Origin of the sequence: Chryseobacterium sp. KLBC 52, assembly GCF_003347605.1 — a bacterium.
In the GTDB taxonomy this organism is placed as follows: domain Bacteria; phylum Bacteroidota; class Bacteroidia; order Flavobacteriales; family Weeksellaceae; genus Chryseobacterium.
The window spans coordinates 231420-248332 of the sequence record NZ_QDFZ01000006.1; the positions used below are offsets into that span (position 1 = coordinate 231420).

14 protein-coding genes and 1 tRNA gene are annotated in these 16913 nt (G+C 37.8%); 9 read left to right on the forward strand and 6 right to left on the reverse strand.

Annotated elements, in window-relative coordinates; genetic code table 11:
* Positions 1–58: 58 nt before the first annotated feature.
* Positions 59–129, forward strand: a tRNA-Gln gene (locus DDF69_RS08695).
* Positions 130–252: 123 nt separating this feature from the next.
* On the opposite strand, the gene DDF69_RS08700 is transcribed toward DDF69_RS08695, so the two are convergent.
* Together DDF69_RS08700 and katG are read right to left on the reverse strand one after the other, a co-directional pair.
* Entirely contained in the window at positions 253–732 is a 480-nt protein-coding gene (locus DDF69_RS08700) for a hypothetical protein (protein WP_114820439.1), read from the reverse strand.
* A 247-nt stretch (positions 733–979) separates the two neighbouring features.
* Complete coding sequence (gene katG / locus DDF69_RS08705; RefSeq protein WP_114820440.1) at positions 980–3259, reverse strand: catalase/peroxidase HPI; 2280 nt, start codon at positions 3257–3259, stop codon at positions 980–982.
* 452 nt (positions 3260–3711) lie between these two features.
* Here katG and DDF69_RS08715 point away from each other — a divergent pair, with 452 nt between their 5' ends.
* Positions 3712–4179, forward strand: coding sequence for a heme-binding domain-containing protein (locus tag DDF69_RS08715; protein ID WP_114820442.1), 468 nt, complete (start codon positions 3712–3714; stop codon positions 4177–4179).
* 4 nt (positions 4180–4183) lie between these two features.
* The gene (locus DDF69_RS08720) at positions 4184–4594 is read left to right on the forward strand and encodes a thiol-disulfide oxidoreductase DCC family protein (protein ID WP_114820443.1); all 411 of its coding nucleotides are present in this window, start codon (positions 4184–4186) and stop codon (positions 4592–4594) included.
* 217 nt (positions 4595–4811) lie between these two features.
* On the opposite strand, the gene DDF69_RS08725 is transcribed toward DDF69_RS08720, so the two are convergent.
* Entirely contained in the window at positions 4812–6251 is a 1440-nt protein-coding gene (locus DDF69_RS08725; RefSeq protein ID WP_114820444.1) for an alpha-amylase, read from the reverse strand.
* Between the two features lie 188 nt (positions 6252–6439).
* On the opposite strand from DDF69_RS08725, the gene DDF69_RS08730 reads away from it, so the two are divergent.
* Together DDF69_RS08730 and murA are read left to right on the forward strand one after the other, a co-directional pair.
* Positions 6440–7108, forward strand: coding sequence for a DUF4290 domain-containing protein (locus DDF69_RS08730; protein WP_034695011.1), 669 nt, complete (start codon positions 6440–6442; stop codon positions 7106–7108).
* On the forward strand, positions 7108–8415 hold the full coding sequence (gene murA / locus DDF69_RS08735; RefSeq protein WP_034695010.1) for a UDP-N-acetylglucosamine 1-carboxyvinyltransferase: 1308 nt from the start codon (positions 7108–7110) through the stop codon (positions 8413–8415). The genes DDF69_RS08730 and murA overlap by 1 nt, the downstream gene beginning before the upstream one ends.
* A gap of 391 nt (positions 8416–8806) precedes the next feature.
* Here the strand turns inward: murA and DDF69_RS08745 are convergent, their stop codons facing one another.
* Both DDF69_RS08745 and DDF69_RS08750 read right to left on the reverse strand, forming a co-directional pair.
* The gene (locus DDF69_RS08745; RefSeq protein WP_034695009.1) at positions 8807–9118 is read right to left on the reverse strand and encodes an NIL domain-containing protein; all 312 of its coding nucleotides are present in this window, start codon (positions 9116–9118) and stop codon (positions 8807–8809) included.
* Positions 9119–9277: 159 nt separating this feature from the next.
* Entirely contained in the window at positions 9278–9910 is a 633-nt protein-coding gene (locus tag DDF69_RS08750; protein ID WP_228411950.1) for a YiiX/YebB-like N1pC/P60 family cysteine hydrolase, read from the reverse strand.
* A 143-nt stretch (positions 9911–10053) separates the two neighbouring features.
* Between DDF69_RS08750 and DDF69_RS08755 the strand changes: the two genes are divergently transcribed.
* The gene (locus tag DDF69_RS08755) at positions 10054–10755 is read left to right on the forward strand and encodes a response regulator transcription factor (protein ID WP_114820447.1); all 702 of its coding nucleotides are present in this window, start codon (positions 10054–10056) and stop codon (positions 10753–10755) included.
* A gap of 31 nt (positions 10756–10786) precedes the next feature.
* Complete coding sequence (locus DDF69_RS08760; RefSeq protein WP_114820448.1) at positions 10787–12148, forward strand: ATP-binding protein; 1362 nt, start codon at positions 10787–10789, stop codon at positions 12146–12148.
* Positions 12149–12229: 81 nt separating this feature from the next.
* On the opposite strand, the gene DDF69_RS08765 is transcribed toward DDF69_RS08760, so the two are convergent.
* Positions 12230–13081 carry an EamA family transporter gene (locus tag DDF69_RS08765; protein WP_114820449.1) on the reverse strand — a complete coding sequence of 284 codons (852 nt, stop codon included), beginning with the start codon at positions 13079–13081 and terminating at the stop codon, positions 12230–12232.
* 413 nt (positions 13082–13494) lie between these two features.
* On the opposite strand from DDF69_RS08765, the gene DDF69_RS08770 reads away from it, so the two are divergent.
* Positions 13495–14193: an MgtC/SapB family protein gene (locus DDF69_RS08770; RefSeq protein WP_114820450.1), complete on the forward strand. Its 699-nt coding sequence runs from the start codon at positions 13495–13497 to the stop codon at positions 14191–14193.
* 23 nt (positions 14194–14216) lie between these two features.
* Positions 14217–16889, forward strand: a complete 2673-nt coding sequence (gene mgtA / locus DDF69_RS08775) for a magnesium-translocating P-type ATPase (RefSeq protein WP_114820451.1) — start codon at positions 14217–14219, stop codon at positions 16887–16889.
* The last annotated feature ends 24 nt before the right edge of the window (positions 16890–16913 follow it).

A 16913-nucleotide genomic window follows, 5' to 3' on the forward strand; every position in this document is an offset into this window, starting at 1 on the left:
ATCTTTAATTTAGATTTTCATATTTAAAATAAATTCTATAATTTCGCGGCATAGAAACAGACCCATGGTGTAGCGGTAACACTACTGATTTTGGTTCAGTCATCTGGGGTTCGAATCCCTGTGGGTCTACAAACCATCCTTTTTTAAGGGTGGTTTTTTGTTTTTCTTTTACATATTCTACTAAAGTGTTAGCCTTATTCTCAGCTTGTCGGCATTATTTGAACTGTTTATAAAAACAATAACCACTTGGGGCTATTTATTATTTGTGGACACGAGCGAGACGCTCGCGCCAGCAGAGGAAATGGGAGGTAACACCAGTTGTAAAGAATTAACATAGTCGTTATTAAAATAAATAGCCCGTATTTCTTTATACAGAAAAGATTCTATTAACAACCAGTTTGCTTTTGGACTTAATAATCTCGCTTTAAATGAATGATCTTTAACAAGATCAATTTTACCAATATAACATGTATGAGGATATTTCAGCTCAATTTGAATACGTTCAATTTTAGACTGTAAATCCAATAACAAATTTATATTATCAACAATATTTAGCTCAACACTTTTTTCAGTGATCGCTCCTTTTAATCTCAGTATATTTTCTTTAAAGTCATACTCATCTGATCTTTGAATGTTTTTAATATACCTTCGGCTTATCAGTACAAAACCATCCACCACATAATCAACAGGAATATATTTTATATAACACCAATCATCTGATATATCTACCAATATACCCTCAAATTATTTTTTATTTTTTAGGGTAATTGAAACAACATTATTGATAAGCTCTTTTGTTTTCATCTCTTTTAGTCTCTTTCATTAATGGCACTCAAATTTACAAACTCTAGAAAGAAACAACCTCATTCGTAGATATAATGATTAAGACATTTAGAGTAAAATCTTTGTATTATCGACATTGAGATCAATAAAAAAGGCAGCCATAAATGCTGCCTTTGCTTATTTTCATTTTCACTTATTAGATCAGATCAAACCTGTCCAGATTCATCACTTTCGTCCATGCTGCCACAAAGTCTTTCACAAACTTACCTTGTGCATCTGCACTTCCATATACTTCAGCCACGGCTCTCAATTCAGAATTGGATCCGAAAACTAGATCGGCACGGGTTGCTGTCCATTTTGGCTGACCGGTTTTCCGATCAGTTCCGATATACAATTCTCTATCGTCTGACATTGCTTTCCACTGAGTTCCCATATCCAGAAGATTCACAAAGAAATCATTGGTAAGAACACCCGGACGGCTGGTGAATACGCCATGTTTTGAACCGTCAAAGTTCGTATCCAAAGCACGCATACCTCCTATCAATACAGTCAATTCAGGGGCAGTAAGGGTTAATAGCTGTGCTTTATCAATCAGTAAAGATTCCGTAGAGACCGTATATTTTCTTTTCAAATAATTTCGGAATCCATCCGCTGCAGGCTCAAGGTATCCCATAGATTCTACATCGGTCTGTTCCTGAGAAGCATCCATTCTTCCCGGAGCAAAAGGAACTTTTACGTCCTGACCAGCATTTCTGGCAGCCACTTCTACTGCCGCATTACCTGCCAAAACAATCAGATCTGCCAATGATATTTTTTTACCTCCGCTCTGAGAATCGTTGAATTCTTTTTGAATTCCTTCCAGTACGTTTAATACTTTATTCAATTGTGAAGGATTGTTGACTTCCCAGTTTCTTTGAGGCTCCAGTCTGATTCTGGCTCCGTTGGCCCCGCCACGCTTATCACTTCCTCTGAATGTAGAAGCGGAAGCCCAGGCTGTAGAAATCAATTCAGCATTGCTTAATCCTGAATTTAAAACTTTTGATTTCAATGCTTCCACATCATTTCCGTCAACCAGTTCATGATTTACTTCCGGAATAGGATCCTGCCAGATCAGTTCTTCCTGTGGTACATCCGGACCTAAATAACGGGCACGTGGTCCCATATCTCTGTGCGTCAGTTTAAACCACGCTCTTGAAAAAGCATCAGCAAACGCATCCGGGTTTTCATAAAAATGTCTTGAAATTTTTTCGTAAACAGGATCCAGTCTCAAGGAAAGATCCGTGGTAAGCATGGTTGGTTTATGCTTTTTGTCAGCATCAAATGCGTCAGGAATAATATCAGCTCCATCCTTAGCTACCCATTGGTGAGCTCCGGCAGGACTTTTTGTCAATTCCCATTCATTTTCAAAAAGATTTTTAAAGAAATAATTACTCCATTGGGTAGGAGTTTCTGTCCAGGTTACTTCCAGCCCGCTGGAAATAGCGTCTCTTCCGCTTCCTGATTTATAAGTACTCGCCCATCCAAGTCCCTGCTGTTCAATTCCAGCTCCTTCAGGTTCTTTTCCTACGTGATCTGCAGGACCTGCTCCATGGGTTTTACCAAAAGTATGTCCGCCGGCAATCAAAGCAACGGTTTCTTCATCATTCATCGCCATACGTCCGAAAGTATCACGGATATCTTTAGCGGCTGCAATAGGATCTGGATTTCCGTCCGGACCTTCAGGGTTTACATAAATAAGTCCCATCTGTACCGCAGCTAATGGATTTTCAAGATTTCTGGAATGAATGTCTCCATCTGCATTATCATCGGTAGGAAGAACTGCTGATTTTCCTTCTACAACTCCTTCCGAGCCGTGCGCATAACGTAAATCTCCTCCCAGCCATGTTTTTTCTGATCCCCAATATACATCAGAATCCGGTTCCCAGACATCTGCACGTCCTCCCGCAAATCCGAATGTCTTGAAGCCCATGGATTCAAGAGCAATATTTCCGGTAAGGATCAAAAGGTCTGCCCATGAAATGTTTCTTCCATATTTTTGTTTGATGGGCCACAATAATCTTCTTGCTTTATCAAGACTTACGTTATCCGGCCAGCTGTTTAAGGGTGCAAAACGCTGTTGTCCTGCTCCGGCTCCACCTCTTCCATCGCCTACACGGTAGGTTCCGGCACTATGCCACGCCATACGGATAAACAGAGGTCCGTAATGACCAAAGTCTGCCGGCCACCAATCCTGAGAATCTGTCATCAATGCATGAAGGTCTTTTTTTACAGCCTCCAGATCAAGGCTTTCAAATGCTTTGGCATAATCAAAATCCTTGTCCATAGGATCTGAAAGGGAAGAATGCTGACGCAGAAGATCTACTCTGAGCTGATCCGGCCACCAATCAGAATTCTGGGTTCCACCGCCTGCTACACTCTTCTTCATTGTTCCGTTATGAAACGGGCATTTACTGATGTCATTCAAATCTTTTTCCATTGTCGTTTATTTTATTTTTTATGTTGATTAATACAGTTTCAATTTTCTGTTGTAAGAACATGACAAACCTACAACGTTTGATCGATAAATACAATCTATTAATTTTTATTTCAATGATAGTCAAAAACTATATATTGATATTTTCAACGGCACAGTACCAAGACATAATTGTGGTATTAAGTTAGTCATTTTTCAAATTAACTTAAATAAAAACAGCAGTATATAGCCCAATTTAGAATTACTCAACGTAAGAATTTTAAAGGGGAAAGAAAGTTGGAGACTGGAAGAAGGAAGTTTAATCGCCTCATGAAAAACAATTTGATCATTTCTGAAAAACCACGCTATTCCAGCAATTTCTAAAAGCACTTCCCTCTTCCCTCTCTCAGCTTCCATCTTTCTCCCACTAAAAATAAATTAACTACCTTTATATGGACCAAATATGAACATCTGCTATGAAAAAAATAATTGTTGTGATTCTTGTTGCCTTTATCATCATCCAGTTTTTCCCTATTGATAAAACAAATCCACCGCTTACTCCGGGAATGGACTTTATAAAAATTAAAAATACGCCGGAAAAAATTGCCCGTACCCTCAGAACGTCTTGCTATGACTGCCATTCCAATGAAACCACGTATCCATGGTATAGCAGTATTTCCCCAACTTCGTGGTGGGTAAAAAATCATATTGATGAAGGCAGGAAACATCTTAATTTTTCTACCTTTGCAGTATATGAACCTAAAAGACAGCTTCATAAACTGGAGGAATGTATAGAAATGGTAGAGAAAAAAGAAATGCCGCTGGAATCTTATTATTTAGGTCATCAGGATGCCAAACTGTCGGATGAGCAGCGTACAGATCTTGTACAATATTTCAAAAAAGTGAAAGAAGATACAGAAAGAGGAATCATGTTTAATAAATAATGTCATGGAAAATTGGAAAAATAAGCATATTGTTTTTTTTGACGGAGATTGCGGAGTTTGTAATTTCTGGGTGCAATGGATTTTGGAGAGAGACAAAAAAGACCAATTCATGTTTGCTTCTCTTCAATCTGATTTCGGACAGCAGTTTTTATCAGAAAGAGGGCTGGAAACCAATGTCTTCAATACGATGTATCTTTGGAAACCCGGACGGTATTATCAGATCAAATCAAGAGCAGTGCTGGAAATTGCCAATTTACTGGGAGGAGTTTATAAACTTTCGTTTATTGGGAAAATAATGCCTGCATTTTTAAGGGATAAGATGTATGATGTCATTTCAAGAAACAGGATGAAACTGGCCAATCAGAAATGTTATTTACCGGATCAGCATCAGAAGAAAAAGTTTATTCAGGTGTAGTTTTCTTTCAACTTTATATAAAAATATCATTCCGTAAAAATTTCCAACGAGCAGTATTAAAAATAATACATTGTAGAGATTTCTACGGAATGATAAATAAGACATATAGTTTTTCTTGTTTAATGTTTAATGTTTAATAAAAAACAATCTAAATAAAAGTCGCTTATCAGCTTTATCATTCATCATTTACCATTACTCATTACCGATTGCTCATTACTCATAAATTCAGCGACCACACAGAATATGAATTTGGCGGACATTGGATTTTCACCCATTTATCTCCCTGAGTGGTTGGATACCAGCTTGAGTTTCCTGTGAAATCTTTGATCTGCTGACTGCTCCAGTTTGTTTCTATCCATCTTTCCTGCCAATTTGAAGAGGTGTTGATATAGACAACAAGTCCGGGATTACCGTTATAGCCGTTACGTCTTGCAATATATTCATCATTATCAGTATACAGAATGGAAGTGGTTCCGGTAGCTTTATTATTATGAATCCAGATCAGATTATTCAGTCTTTCTTTGTTTAACCATTCTTCATAATCTCTGTAAAAAATGGTCGGATAACCTTCATGGGTTAGGATATAGGCATAGGCCGGCATTTTATTGTAAATAATATCGGTATCATGATTGGCTACAAAAGTAACTGCTTTGTATGGATTTCTTTTCCACATCATATCATCATTCAGAACGTTTAAGTTTCCGTTATCAAAGGCTTCATCCATTTTATAATAAGCAGCAAAGTCAAATACGGAACTGTTCGCATTATTTGCCCACCACTCTAATGTATTGACGTTGGAATCCCATAATTCTCCCACTGAAAACCCTCCTACTTTTGAATTCCAGGTATTGACTACCCATGGCCCGAATCCTTTAACATAATCAAATCTCCAGCCATCAAATTTCATCACGTTTTTATAATATTTTGCCACGGAATCATCTCTTCCCCAAAGCCAGTCCTGCACATGAGGATTAGCATGACATAAATCCGGAAAGCCGCCAAATGCCCCTTCATCATTATTTCCGTAAGCATTTTTATAAAAGTCATTATAATTTCTCTGAAATTTTCCTGATGCCACTCCTGAAAAATTAGTCCAGGTATTCGTTCCCGTAAAAGGATTGGCTTCAGACTGCCCGCCACTGTTGTGATTGATTACAATGTCTGCATACACCTGCATATTTTCAGCATGCGCTTTGGTAATCAATGCTTCCAGTTCGGCTCTGGATCCGAAACGGGTTTCTGTGCTTCCATTCTGATTAAAATCTCCAAAATCATAATAATCGGTAGGATCATATCCCATAGAATAAGCCCCGTTCTGAGCTTTTGATGCTGGAGGTAACCATACAGCTCCAATTCCGGCGGTAGACCATGCGGTTAATTTGTCTTTAACGGTATTCCACCAGTTACCCCCTTCCGGAACATCCCAGTAAAAACCTTGCATCAGAACTCCGCCACCTGGTCCGGCTGTAAATTTACTTTGTGCAGAACCGGAACCGTTTCCTGTACTGAAAGGGCGTCCATCATGATGGGTAACATTCACTGTTTTGTTGTGAACCTCTTCTTGTCTGGTAGGTTCAGTTGTCAATTCATCACTGGTTCTACATGAGCTTACTAATGCTAAAGCCAGCAGGGAAAGGAAAAAGTTTGTTTTTTTCATCGCTTTAATTAATTATCAATCTATTAAACAAGATACGATTTTATTAAAAACAAATTCAAATGAAAGGGAAATATTTTCATTTTCCACAATAAATCAATAAGAAAGGTATTCAAATTTTTTCATTAAAAAATCATAAATTTTTAAGAATCCCGAGACAATTTTTCTTTTAATCCATATATTTGCATACTATGGAATACAATACCCAAAAAACTCAGCTTCATATGCCGGAATATGGCAGAATTATACAACAGTTGGTTGAGCGCTGCAAAGAACTTCCTACCAAAGAGGAAAGGAATGAAATGGCTATGGCAATCATCGATTTTATGGGTCAGAGAAACCCACAACTTCGCGACGAGGAAAATTATAAACATAAACTTTGGGACCATCTTTATATTCTTGCTAATCATGATCTGGATGTAGATTCTCCTTATCCCTTCCCTACAATGGAAGAACTGGCAGAAAAACCAAAAAGAATGGAATATCCAAAACTTCAAGGTGACTTTAAGTTCTACGGAAAAAGTATTCTTCAATTGATAGAAAAAGCAATCGAACTGGAAACGGGCGATGAAAAAGAAGCCCTTATCGAAGTGATTGCCAACAATATGAAGAAGTCTTATAATGTCTATAATAAAGAACATGTGACGGATGATGTAATTTTCCGCCACCTGAAAGAACTGTCTGAAAACAGGTTGGATCTTACCGGAATAGATTCTCTTGAAAAGAGTAAAATCTATTACACAAGCAATAACAACAACCGAAATAATAACAATAACAACAGGAATAACAACAATAATAAAAACAATAATAACCAGCCTAACAAGAGAAGGCATAACAACAATCATAAAAACAGAAAATAATGAGTGGAACATTTCAAATAAGAGGAGGAAAAAGACTGCAGGGTGAAATAACTCCACAAGGAGCCAAGAATGAGGCTCTACAAATTTTATGTGCGGTTCTTCTGACGGACGAGGAAGTAAGAATCAAAAATATTCCGGATATTCATGATGTGAACAGACTGATTGAAATTCTTGGAGATTTTGGGGTAAAAATTACTAAAAACGGACAGGGAGATTATACTTTCAAGGCTGACCAGGTTAATTTTGATTATATTAAATCTAACGAGTTCAAAAAGGACGGAGCAAAATTACGTGGATCCATTATGCTGATGGGACCAATGCTTGCCCGTTATGGAGAAGCGTATATGCCGACTCCGGGTGGTGATAAAATCGGAAGAAGAAGATTGGACACTCACTTTCAGGGACTTGTTGAATTAGGTGCTGAATTCAATTATGATGAAGAGGAATATTTCTATTCTTTAAAAGCTAAAGAATTAAGAGGAAAATTCATCCTGCTGGAAGAAGCTTCTGTTACCGGAACGGCTAATATTGTAATGGCAGCAGCTTTGGCAAAAGGAAAAACAAGAATCTACAACGCTGCCTGCGAACCTTATCTTCAGCAATTATGCAAAATGCTGAACAGAATGGGGGCCAATATCTCAGGAATCGGATCCAACCTTCTTACGATTGAAGGGGTTGACTACCTTAGAGGAACAGAGCACACAATGCTTCCGGATATGGTGGAAATCGGATCTTGGATTGGTCTTGCGGCCATGACAAAATCTGAAATCACCATCAAAAATGTAAACTGGAACCAACTTGGTGTGATCCCGAATACCTTCAGAAAATTAGGAATTGAGCTTGAGCAAAGCGGTGATGATATCTACATTCCTGCTCAGGAGCATTATAAAATTCAGAAATTTATTGACGGTTCTATCCTTACGATTTCGGATGCGCCTTGGCCAGGATTTACGCCGGATTTATTATCTATTATTTTAGTAGTAGCTACTCAGGCGAAAGGAAGTATCCTTGTTCACCAAAAAATGTTTGAGTCCAGATTATTCTTTGTGGATAAATTAATCGATATGGGCGCTCAGATTATTTTATGTGATCCGCACAGAGCAACGGTAATCGGATTAAACCAGGAAGCTCCGTTAAGAGGAACTACGATGGTTTCCCCGGATATCAGAGCTGGAAACGCCCTTCTTATTGCAGCACTTTCTGCAGAAGGAAAATCTATTATCCACAATATCGAGCAGATCGACAGAGGATATGAAAATATTGATGGAAGACTGAGAGCTATTGGTGCTGACATCGAAAGAATTTAAAATTATTTTATTGAGCTAATCCATTTACCAATAGCTTCGACAGGCTCAGCCTGACGACACTTAAAATTTCGGTTGGTAGTAGGGCTGTCACCCTGAGCCTGTCGAAGGGTTATCAATAAGAAAACCTTTATTAATTATTAATCTTAAGTATTAAATAAAGGGATAAGTAAAGAATTTCATTTAAAAGCGCTCAGATAATCTGAGCGCTTTTTTTGTTTTACCACCCCGTCAAAAATTCTTTGAATTTTCGCCACCCCTCCAGAGGAGGGGAATTTTGTCCCCGTTAACAATTGATCTTTTTTAATGTATTTATCATCTTCTTTTGTAAAAAATAAAAAGTGCCCGGTAAAAGAACCGGACACTTTGGTAATTAAAACTATATGAATCTCACTTAAAAATAGGTTCTGCAGGTATATTCTACCGTCGTATTGATAAGTTTATTTTTATTCAGATAGACTTCAAGCTGCTGAAAATCATCTGAATTAACATTAATATATAACTGTACCGAACCGAAACTATATCCGTTCACGTACTCTACATTAGCAGATAACACTCTATGGCAAATTCCAAACTGATTATAGATGGTATTCATTAAATGTTCAAATTTCATTTTGCCATTCAACTCTATTTCCAGTAATAATTCTTTTTTAGGCAGGCTTATTTTATTTTGCAAAACCTGCAGGCCGGGATTAGGTGTAATCATTGCTAAACATTTTTGGGTTAAACATTGTCAGATCATATTGCGTTCTGCATTTAAATCTGTGACAAAAATATAAAAAAATATTAGTCCACCAAATTAGTAGACTAATATTTTTAAAAATTTAACATAAAAAAAAGAAGCCTGTTCAGCTTCTTCTTATATTTAAAAATTTCCTATTCTTTCCAATTTGTCAGAACCGGCCAGTCCGTTTGGGTTGCAACCCGGCTCTCCTTCAGGGACTTTGAGATTTTTCTTGGTGTAAAATTCTTCCCAGAATGCATTCGTTTTTCCTGTTTTCGGATCAATAAACGTCATCGGTTCCAGTTTGAAAATATTTTCCGCCCGAAAAGATCTTTCTACAAAATCTGAACAGTAATAGGATTGTTCATCCAGAATATAATTGAAATTGTATGGTTTGCCCAACATGGAATTAGCCTTTTTAACGGCTTCAGGAATTGCTTTCTGATATTCCGGTTTTAAACGGTAAACAATCACCTGCTGCCCTTCTTCTTTCTGCTCTTTAATAAAATCCTTCAAATCCTGTTTCTGAGAACCGCCTTTGGGAGCAGCGTGCAGAACAAACATCCGGTTGCCCTCTTTTTCCAGAATTCCTATGTGATCAAATGAAGCTGTCTTTTGTTTTTGAGTTACATTATTAATTGCTCCGGAAAGTCCCGATTCCTTGGCTGTCACAAAAAGAAGGTCACCATTTTTAAGTTTAACATTGCTTGGATAAGAATGATTACACTGGATCAACAAAACCATTAAACAGGACAACCATCCAGTAACCATCATTTCTTTGATTCTTTTGCTAAAAAATGTTTTACATTCAGACATTCTATTATACTTTTCGATACCAAAATTACAAAATAGAATTCATTACATTTGTGGGAATATTGATCTATTCCTCACACCAACCCAAACATTCCAAGAATCTTATGCCCCATATTTTATTAGTTGAAGACGACGACAGGCTTTCAAAATTGATTGCAAAGGGATTTCAGGAAGCTGAATTTGAGGTCACTGCGGCTTATGACGGGGTCACAGGCCTGAAACTGGCTTTACAGACAAATTTTGATCTGGTAGTGACCGATATTATTCTTCCCAAAAAAGATGGTCTTGAATTTTGCCATGAGATCAAAACTTTAAAACCCAATCTTCCTGTCATTATGCTTACTGCACTGGGAACTACTGATGACAAGCTGGAAGGATTTGATGCCGGAGCAGATGATTATCTCACCAAGCCTTTTGAAATGCGGGAACTGGTAGCAAGGATAAAAGTACTGTTGAAACGTTTTTCACAACAGTTACATCAAAAAGTTTTGGCTCTCAAATATGAAGGCATTGAAATGAACCTGGAACAGAAAACCGTGAGCCGTGATCAAATGCCTATCAAATTAACCCCAAAAGAATTTAATCTTTTAAAATTCATGCTGGAAAATTCCGAAAGGGTTCTCTCCAGAACTGAAATTGCGGAAAAAGTATGGGAAACCCATTTTGATACGGGCACTAACTTTATTGATGTGTATATCAATTATCTCAGAAAGAAAATAGATAAAGATTTTGAAACCAAACTGATCCACACCAAAGCCGGGATGGGATTTATTCTGAAAAAAGATTACGAATCAGGTACTGTATAGTAAATCAATGAGATAAACTAAAAATATCGGGATGAAAATAAGAACCAGACTTACCCTGCTTTTTACCTTAATCACTGCAATGCTTGTAAGTATTTACAGTATTTCGATCTATTATTCATCCAAAGAAGCCAGAGAAAAATCTTTTTACAGCGAACTTCAGAACGAAGCGATTGCCAAGGCTGATTTATTTTTCCGAAGCTCACTTCCCGAGCAGGAAATGCATAAGCTTTATAAAAACAATACCAGAACATTAAATGAAGTTCAGGTTGCCATTTATAATTTCAATAAGCAATTGATTTATCATGATGATGCCAAGGTAGATTATGTAAAGGAGACTCCGGAAATGCTTGCTCAGATATTCCAAAAAAAGAAAATCAATTTCTTTTTAAATGATTTGCAGGTGATCGGGATGACCTACCATTATGAGGGAAAAACTTATGCAGTAACTGCAGCAGCTTATGATCAATACGGATATGATTATCTCACACACCTTCTTACCATCAGTATTATTTCATTTTTCATTATTTTAATATTAATTTATTTGGCTGGAATATTTCTTTCCAAAAAAGCATTGAGTCCGTTGAGTGAAATGGTCATTCAGATTAAAAAAATTACAGCCGGAAAACTTCAATTGCGTCTGAAAACAACAAAGGAAAAAGATGAGTTGAATGAACTTGCTCAAAATTTCAATGGAATGCTGGAACGGCTTGAAAATTCTTTTGATTCGCAAAAACATTTTGTTTCCAATATATCCCACGAGCTGAGAACTCCTTTATCCGCCATTATTACCGAGTTGGAGCTGGCTTCAGAAAAAGATAAAACCAAAGAAGAATACCAGGAAACCATCCAATATGCATTGGAAGATGCCCGAAATATGGTAAAATTGTCGAATAGTTTAATGGATCTTGCCAAAGCAAGCTATGATCCCAATGAGATCAGTTTTTCGGAAGTACGTCTTGATGAAGTTCTTCTGGAATCTTACACTAAAATCACCAAAGAAAATTCAAGGTACAAAGTTTCTCTGAACATAGAAGATTCCTTAGAAGAGCATCAGCTTATCATTCAGGGAAATGAATATCTTCTTCAGGTGGCCTTCAACAATCTTATTGATAATGCCTGCAAATATTCACCGGAACATACTTGCCTGATTGATGTCAATACCAATTCAAAAATTCTTACAATCAATTTTACCAATACCGGAAATACTATTGATAAAGAAGATTTACAGCATATTTTCGAACCTTTTTACAGAAGCGAAACGTCCAGACAGGAAAAGGGCCACGGAATAGGATTATTTCTCACTGAGAAAATTATTCACCTTCACCATGCAAAAATCTCTGTGATATCAGAACAGAATAAAACGGTTTTTACGGTAGAGTTTATTACCCAATAATGGATCAAAAGCTTCATTCAAATTTATTTGAATCTTAATGCTTCTTAAAACCTTAATTAACTTAATGGTTTAAAATTTCCATCAATCATGAGAAAGAGATTTCTTATTGAAAACAGTCGTCCCTATACTCGCTGTAATCACGCAGGCAATAGAAATCCACTGTAAAAAAGATAATTCTTCAGCAAGAAAAACCAATCCGGAAAGCGCTGCAAATGCAGGTTCCAGGCTCATCAGAATACTGAAAGTCTTTGCAGGAAGTTTTTTCAAGGCCATCATTTCCAATGAAAAGGGTAAAGCACTCGAAAGAATAGCTACACCAAGCCCTTTCATGAAAATCGTCGGGGTAATATTAAAAACAGCTCCATCCCATATTGTAAAAGGAATAATCACAAGACTTGCAAAAATCATCCCTGTGGTAACCGCATCTTTTCCATCCATTATTTTGGAAACTTTTCCACCCATGATAATGTAAAGTGCCCAGAAAATCCCCGCCAGAAAGGCAAGTCCTAGTCCTAATAGATCTACATGATCACTTTTCCATGGAACAATCAGCAGAATTCCTACACAAGCCAGCAATGCCCATATTACATCTAACAACTTTCGGGACAATGCCAAAGCAAGAAATAAAGGTCCGGCAAATTCCACCGTAACCGCCAATCCCAACGGAATCCTTTGAATCGCCATATAGAAAATAAGATTCATTGCAGCCAATCCAACTCCATAGATCGCACAGTATTTCCATTTCTGACGGTCGAATTGTAAAAATTTCGGGCGGTTAATCAACGTAAGCAAAACCGCAGAAAGTACAATTCTTAAAGTAACCGTACCAATAGCTCCGATAGCAGGAAAAAGCTGCTTTGCAATGGAAGCACCTCCCTGCACACAGATAATCGCTAAAAGCGTAGCTGGTATTGCTAAGTTTGATTTTTTCATTTCTAAAATATATAATTCAAAAGATATTGGAAAGAAGTCTCCGGGATTAAACAAGCTTTTATTTCATATGGCAAATTGTAAAATTCGCTCTACAAAAACCAGCCTCCAAATGTATTGAAATTTTATCTCTTATCATGGGTACAGTTTACACATATTACACATATTAATAGGATATAATACATACCTATTTCTTGCAGAATCTTCAAAAAAATAGAAAGAAATTTTCTCTAATGACTTTCTAATAACATTCTAAAGCTTTTCTAACGGTAAAAAAAACCAGTCAGTTTTACTTTTGCACAGTAAAAAATAAAGCATATGGACTCAGATCCCTACAGTAATTATCAATCTTAAAAGCTTTAGTTGTACCCACTTTTCCCGTACAGCTGAAAAGCTTTATAACAAAAGGAAAAGTTATGACTACATTAGAATTTACTCTTCGTCTCCTTACCGCATTTGCCCTTGGTGCCAGCATTGGCTTTGAAAGACAGTGGCGCCAGAAAAGTGCGGGTCTTCGTACTAATACCCTGGTATGTCTTGGCTCTGCAGCATTCGTTCTTCTTTCTATCAGAATCGGAGGGGATGCTACAGGCAGAATAGCCTCTTATATCGTAAGCGGAATCGGCTTTTTAGGAGGAGGCGTTATCATGAAAGACGGTCTCACCGTGAGAGGACTCAATACCGCAGCTACCATCTGGTGTTCTGCATCTGTAGGAGCTCTCAGTGCTATGGGATTTCCCGTGGAAGCAGCCATTACCAGCGGATTTATTATCCTCACCCATATCATCCTCCGACCTTTAGGCGTCAAGCTGGGGAACAATATCAACAGCAGAAACCATTATACAGAATATCTTCTCAGCATCAAGTGCAAAAGTGAAGTGGAAAATCACGTCCGTGTACAACTTATGCAGTCTCTGAGCGGAAATGATAAAGTATTGCTGAAATCTCTTACCAGTGATGACAATGGCCTGCCTGAAAACGCCATCATTACAGCAGAAGTACATGCTTCTACTCCACAGGACAGTTTCATGGAAAAAACAGCCAGCAGACTGACAATTGAAGATAAAGTCATCAAAGTAAGCTGGGAAATTATAGGTACCGAAAACGATTTGTAACAGTAAAAACAACCCTTGAAGCAATGTTAAAAAAATCTTCAAACAAAAATCTCAATTCTGCAGCTCTTGTAAAATTGAAAGAAGCTGCAGCCGAGAATGAAAAAATGGTGTATGCCCTGCTGGAAACCTCAGAAGAAGGACTCAGCGAAAACACTGTAAAAGACCGTCTGAAAATTTATGGCAAGAATGAAATTGCTACGCAAAAAGCGTCCTCATGGGTAAAACAGTTTGCGCATTCATTCTTCAATCCATTTAATTATATCCTGGCCTGCATTGCCATCATTTCATTATTCATTGATGCTATTCTTGTCCCTGTGGGTGAAAAAGATTTCACTACCAGTATTATTATTTCGGTGATGCTGCTTTTCAGTACAGTTTTAAGATTCATTCAGGAATTCCGAAGCAACAAAGCGGCAGAAGCCTTAAAAAAGATGGTAAAAACAAGCTGTCTCACCAAAAGGAAATTCAATGAAAGCGAAGAAATAGAAATCACTGAAATTGTTCCCGGAGATATTATTATTCTGTCCGCAGGTGATATGGTTCCGGCTGATTGCAGAATTCTTAAAAGCAAAGATCTTTTCATCAGCGAATCCATTCTTACGGGAGAAGCCCTTTCGGTTGAGAAAAATGCACTTCCCATCAAAGATGCCCAATACCGTAATCCTTTCGGTCTTCAGAATATCTGTTTTATGGGTACGAATGTCGTGAGCGGATCAGCAACAGTTGTTGTAGCCAATACCGGTATTTTCACTTATTTCGGAAGCATCAGCAGAAGTCTGGCTTCTAAAAGACCGGAGACTGCATTTGATATCGGAGTCAATAAAGTGAGCTATCTGCTGATCAGATTTATGCTGATCATGACTCCTATTATTTTCCTGATTAATGGACTGGTAAAAGGAGACTGGATGCAGGCTTTATTGTTCGCCATTGCTGTAGCTGTGGGATTGACTCCTGAAATGCTTCCTATGATTGTTACGGCTAATCTTGCCAAAGGTGCAGTCAATATGAGTAAAAAGAAAGTGATCGTTAAAAGACTCAATGCCATCCAGAATATCGGAGCTATGGATATCCTGTGTACGGATAAAACAGGAACCCTTACGTTGGACAAAATTCTACTGGAAACCCACCTCAACGTTCGAGGTATTGAAGACGATGAAGTATTGAAATGGGGCTACCTCAACAGTTTTCATCAAACCGGTCTCAAAAATCTCTTAGATCAGGCTGTTCTGGATCATGCCGAAGTTCACAATCTGATGAGGGCTGATGAATTGTATCAAAAAGTGGATGAGATTCCTTTTGACTTTGAAAGAAGAAGAATGTCTGTGATTCTGAATACCTCTAAAGGAAAACATCTCATGATCTGCAAAGGTGCCGTGGAAGAAATGCTTCCTTTATGTCAATATGCCTTAGATCCCGGAGAAGATCGCAGTCTGCATATTGAGAATGACAATAGTGTTCCGTTGGATGATCTTATGAAGCAGCAGATTATCAGAATGTCCGAAAAATTGAATGCCGAAGGACTTCGTGTATTATTGATTGCCATTCGTGAATTTGATGGTGATCACCCACTGAATTATTCTGTGGCCGATGAAAATAGCCTTACGCTTACAGGATTCATGGGATTTCTCGACCCTGCCAAACCATCTGCAGAACCTAGCATCAAGGCCTTACACAAACTAGGAGTAGAAGTAAAAGTAGTGACCGGAGATAATGATATTGTGGCTAAAAAAATATGTCATGATGTAGGAATTCCTATCAACACCATTATGCTGGGGGATGAACTGGAGCACATGAGTGATGATGAGCTTCGTAAGGATATGGATCTCTACTCTGTTTTTGCAAAGGTAAGTCCATTACAAAAGCAGCGTATTGTAAAAATATTAAGATCAAAAGGTCACACCGTTGGTTTTATGGGAGACGGCATTAATGATGCAGCAGCCATCAAGGAAGCAGATGTGGGAATTTCTGTAGATACCGGAGCAGATATTGCCAAAGAAAGCGCAGACATTATTTTGCTGGAAAAAGATCTGATGGTTCTTCGAAGCGGCGTAATCTACGGAAGAAGAACTTTCGGGAATATTGTGAAGTATATCAAAATGACAGCCAGCAGCAACTTCGGGAATATGTTCAGTATGATTGGGGCCAGTGCATTGCTTCCGTTTCTGCCCATGCTTCCGCTGCAGATTTTGACCCAGAATTTACTGTATGATGTATCACAGTCTTCCATCCCATGGGATACAATGGATAAAGATTTTCTGGAAAAACCCAAAAAATGGGATGCCGGAAGTATTAAAAAGTTCATGTTGTACATAGGTCCTTTGAGCTCCATCTTCGATTATGTGACTTTTGCAATTCTGTTTTTTATCTTCAAAGCCAATACTCCGGAACAACAAGGTTTGTTTCAGACGGGCTGGTTTGTGGAAGGTTTATTATCCCAAACCTTGATTGTTCACATTATCAGAACGAAAAAAATTCCATTTATCCAAAGCTGGGCCGCCACACCAGTCGTTGCATTAACAAGTTTAATCATGCTGATCGGAATTCTGATTCCCTTTAGTCCAATGGCCGTATATCTCAAAATGCAGCCTCTGCCTCTAAGCTATTTCCTTTATTTAATAGGAATTCTTACAGGATATTGTGTTTTAACCCAGTTTGTCAAGCAATGGTTTATCAGAAAATTCGGGCAGTGGCTTTAATAACAAAAATTACAGCCAGCGAAT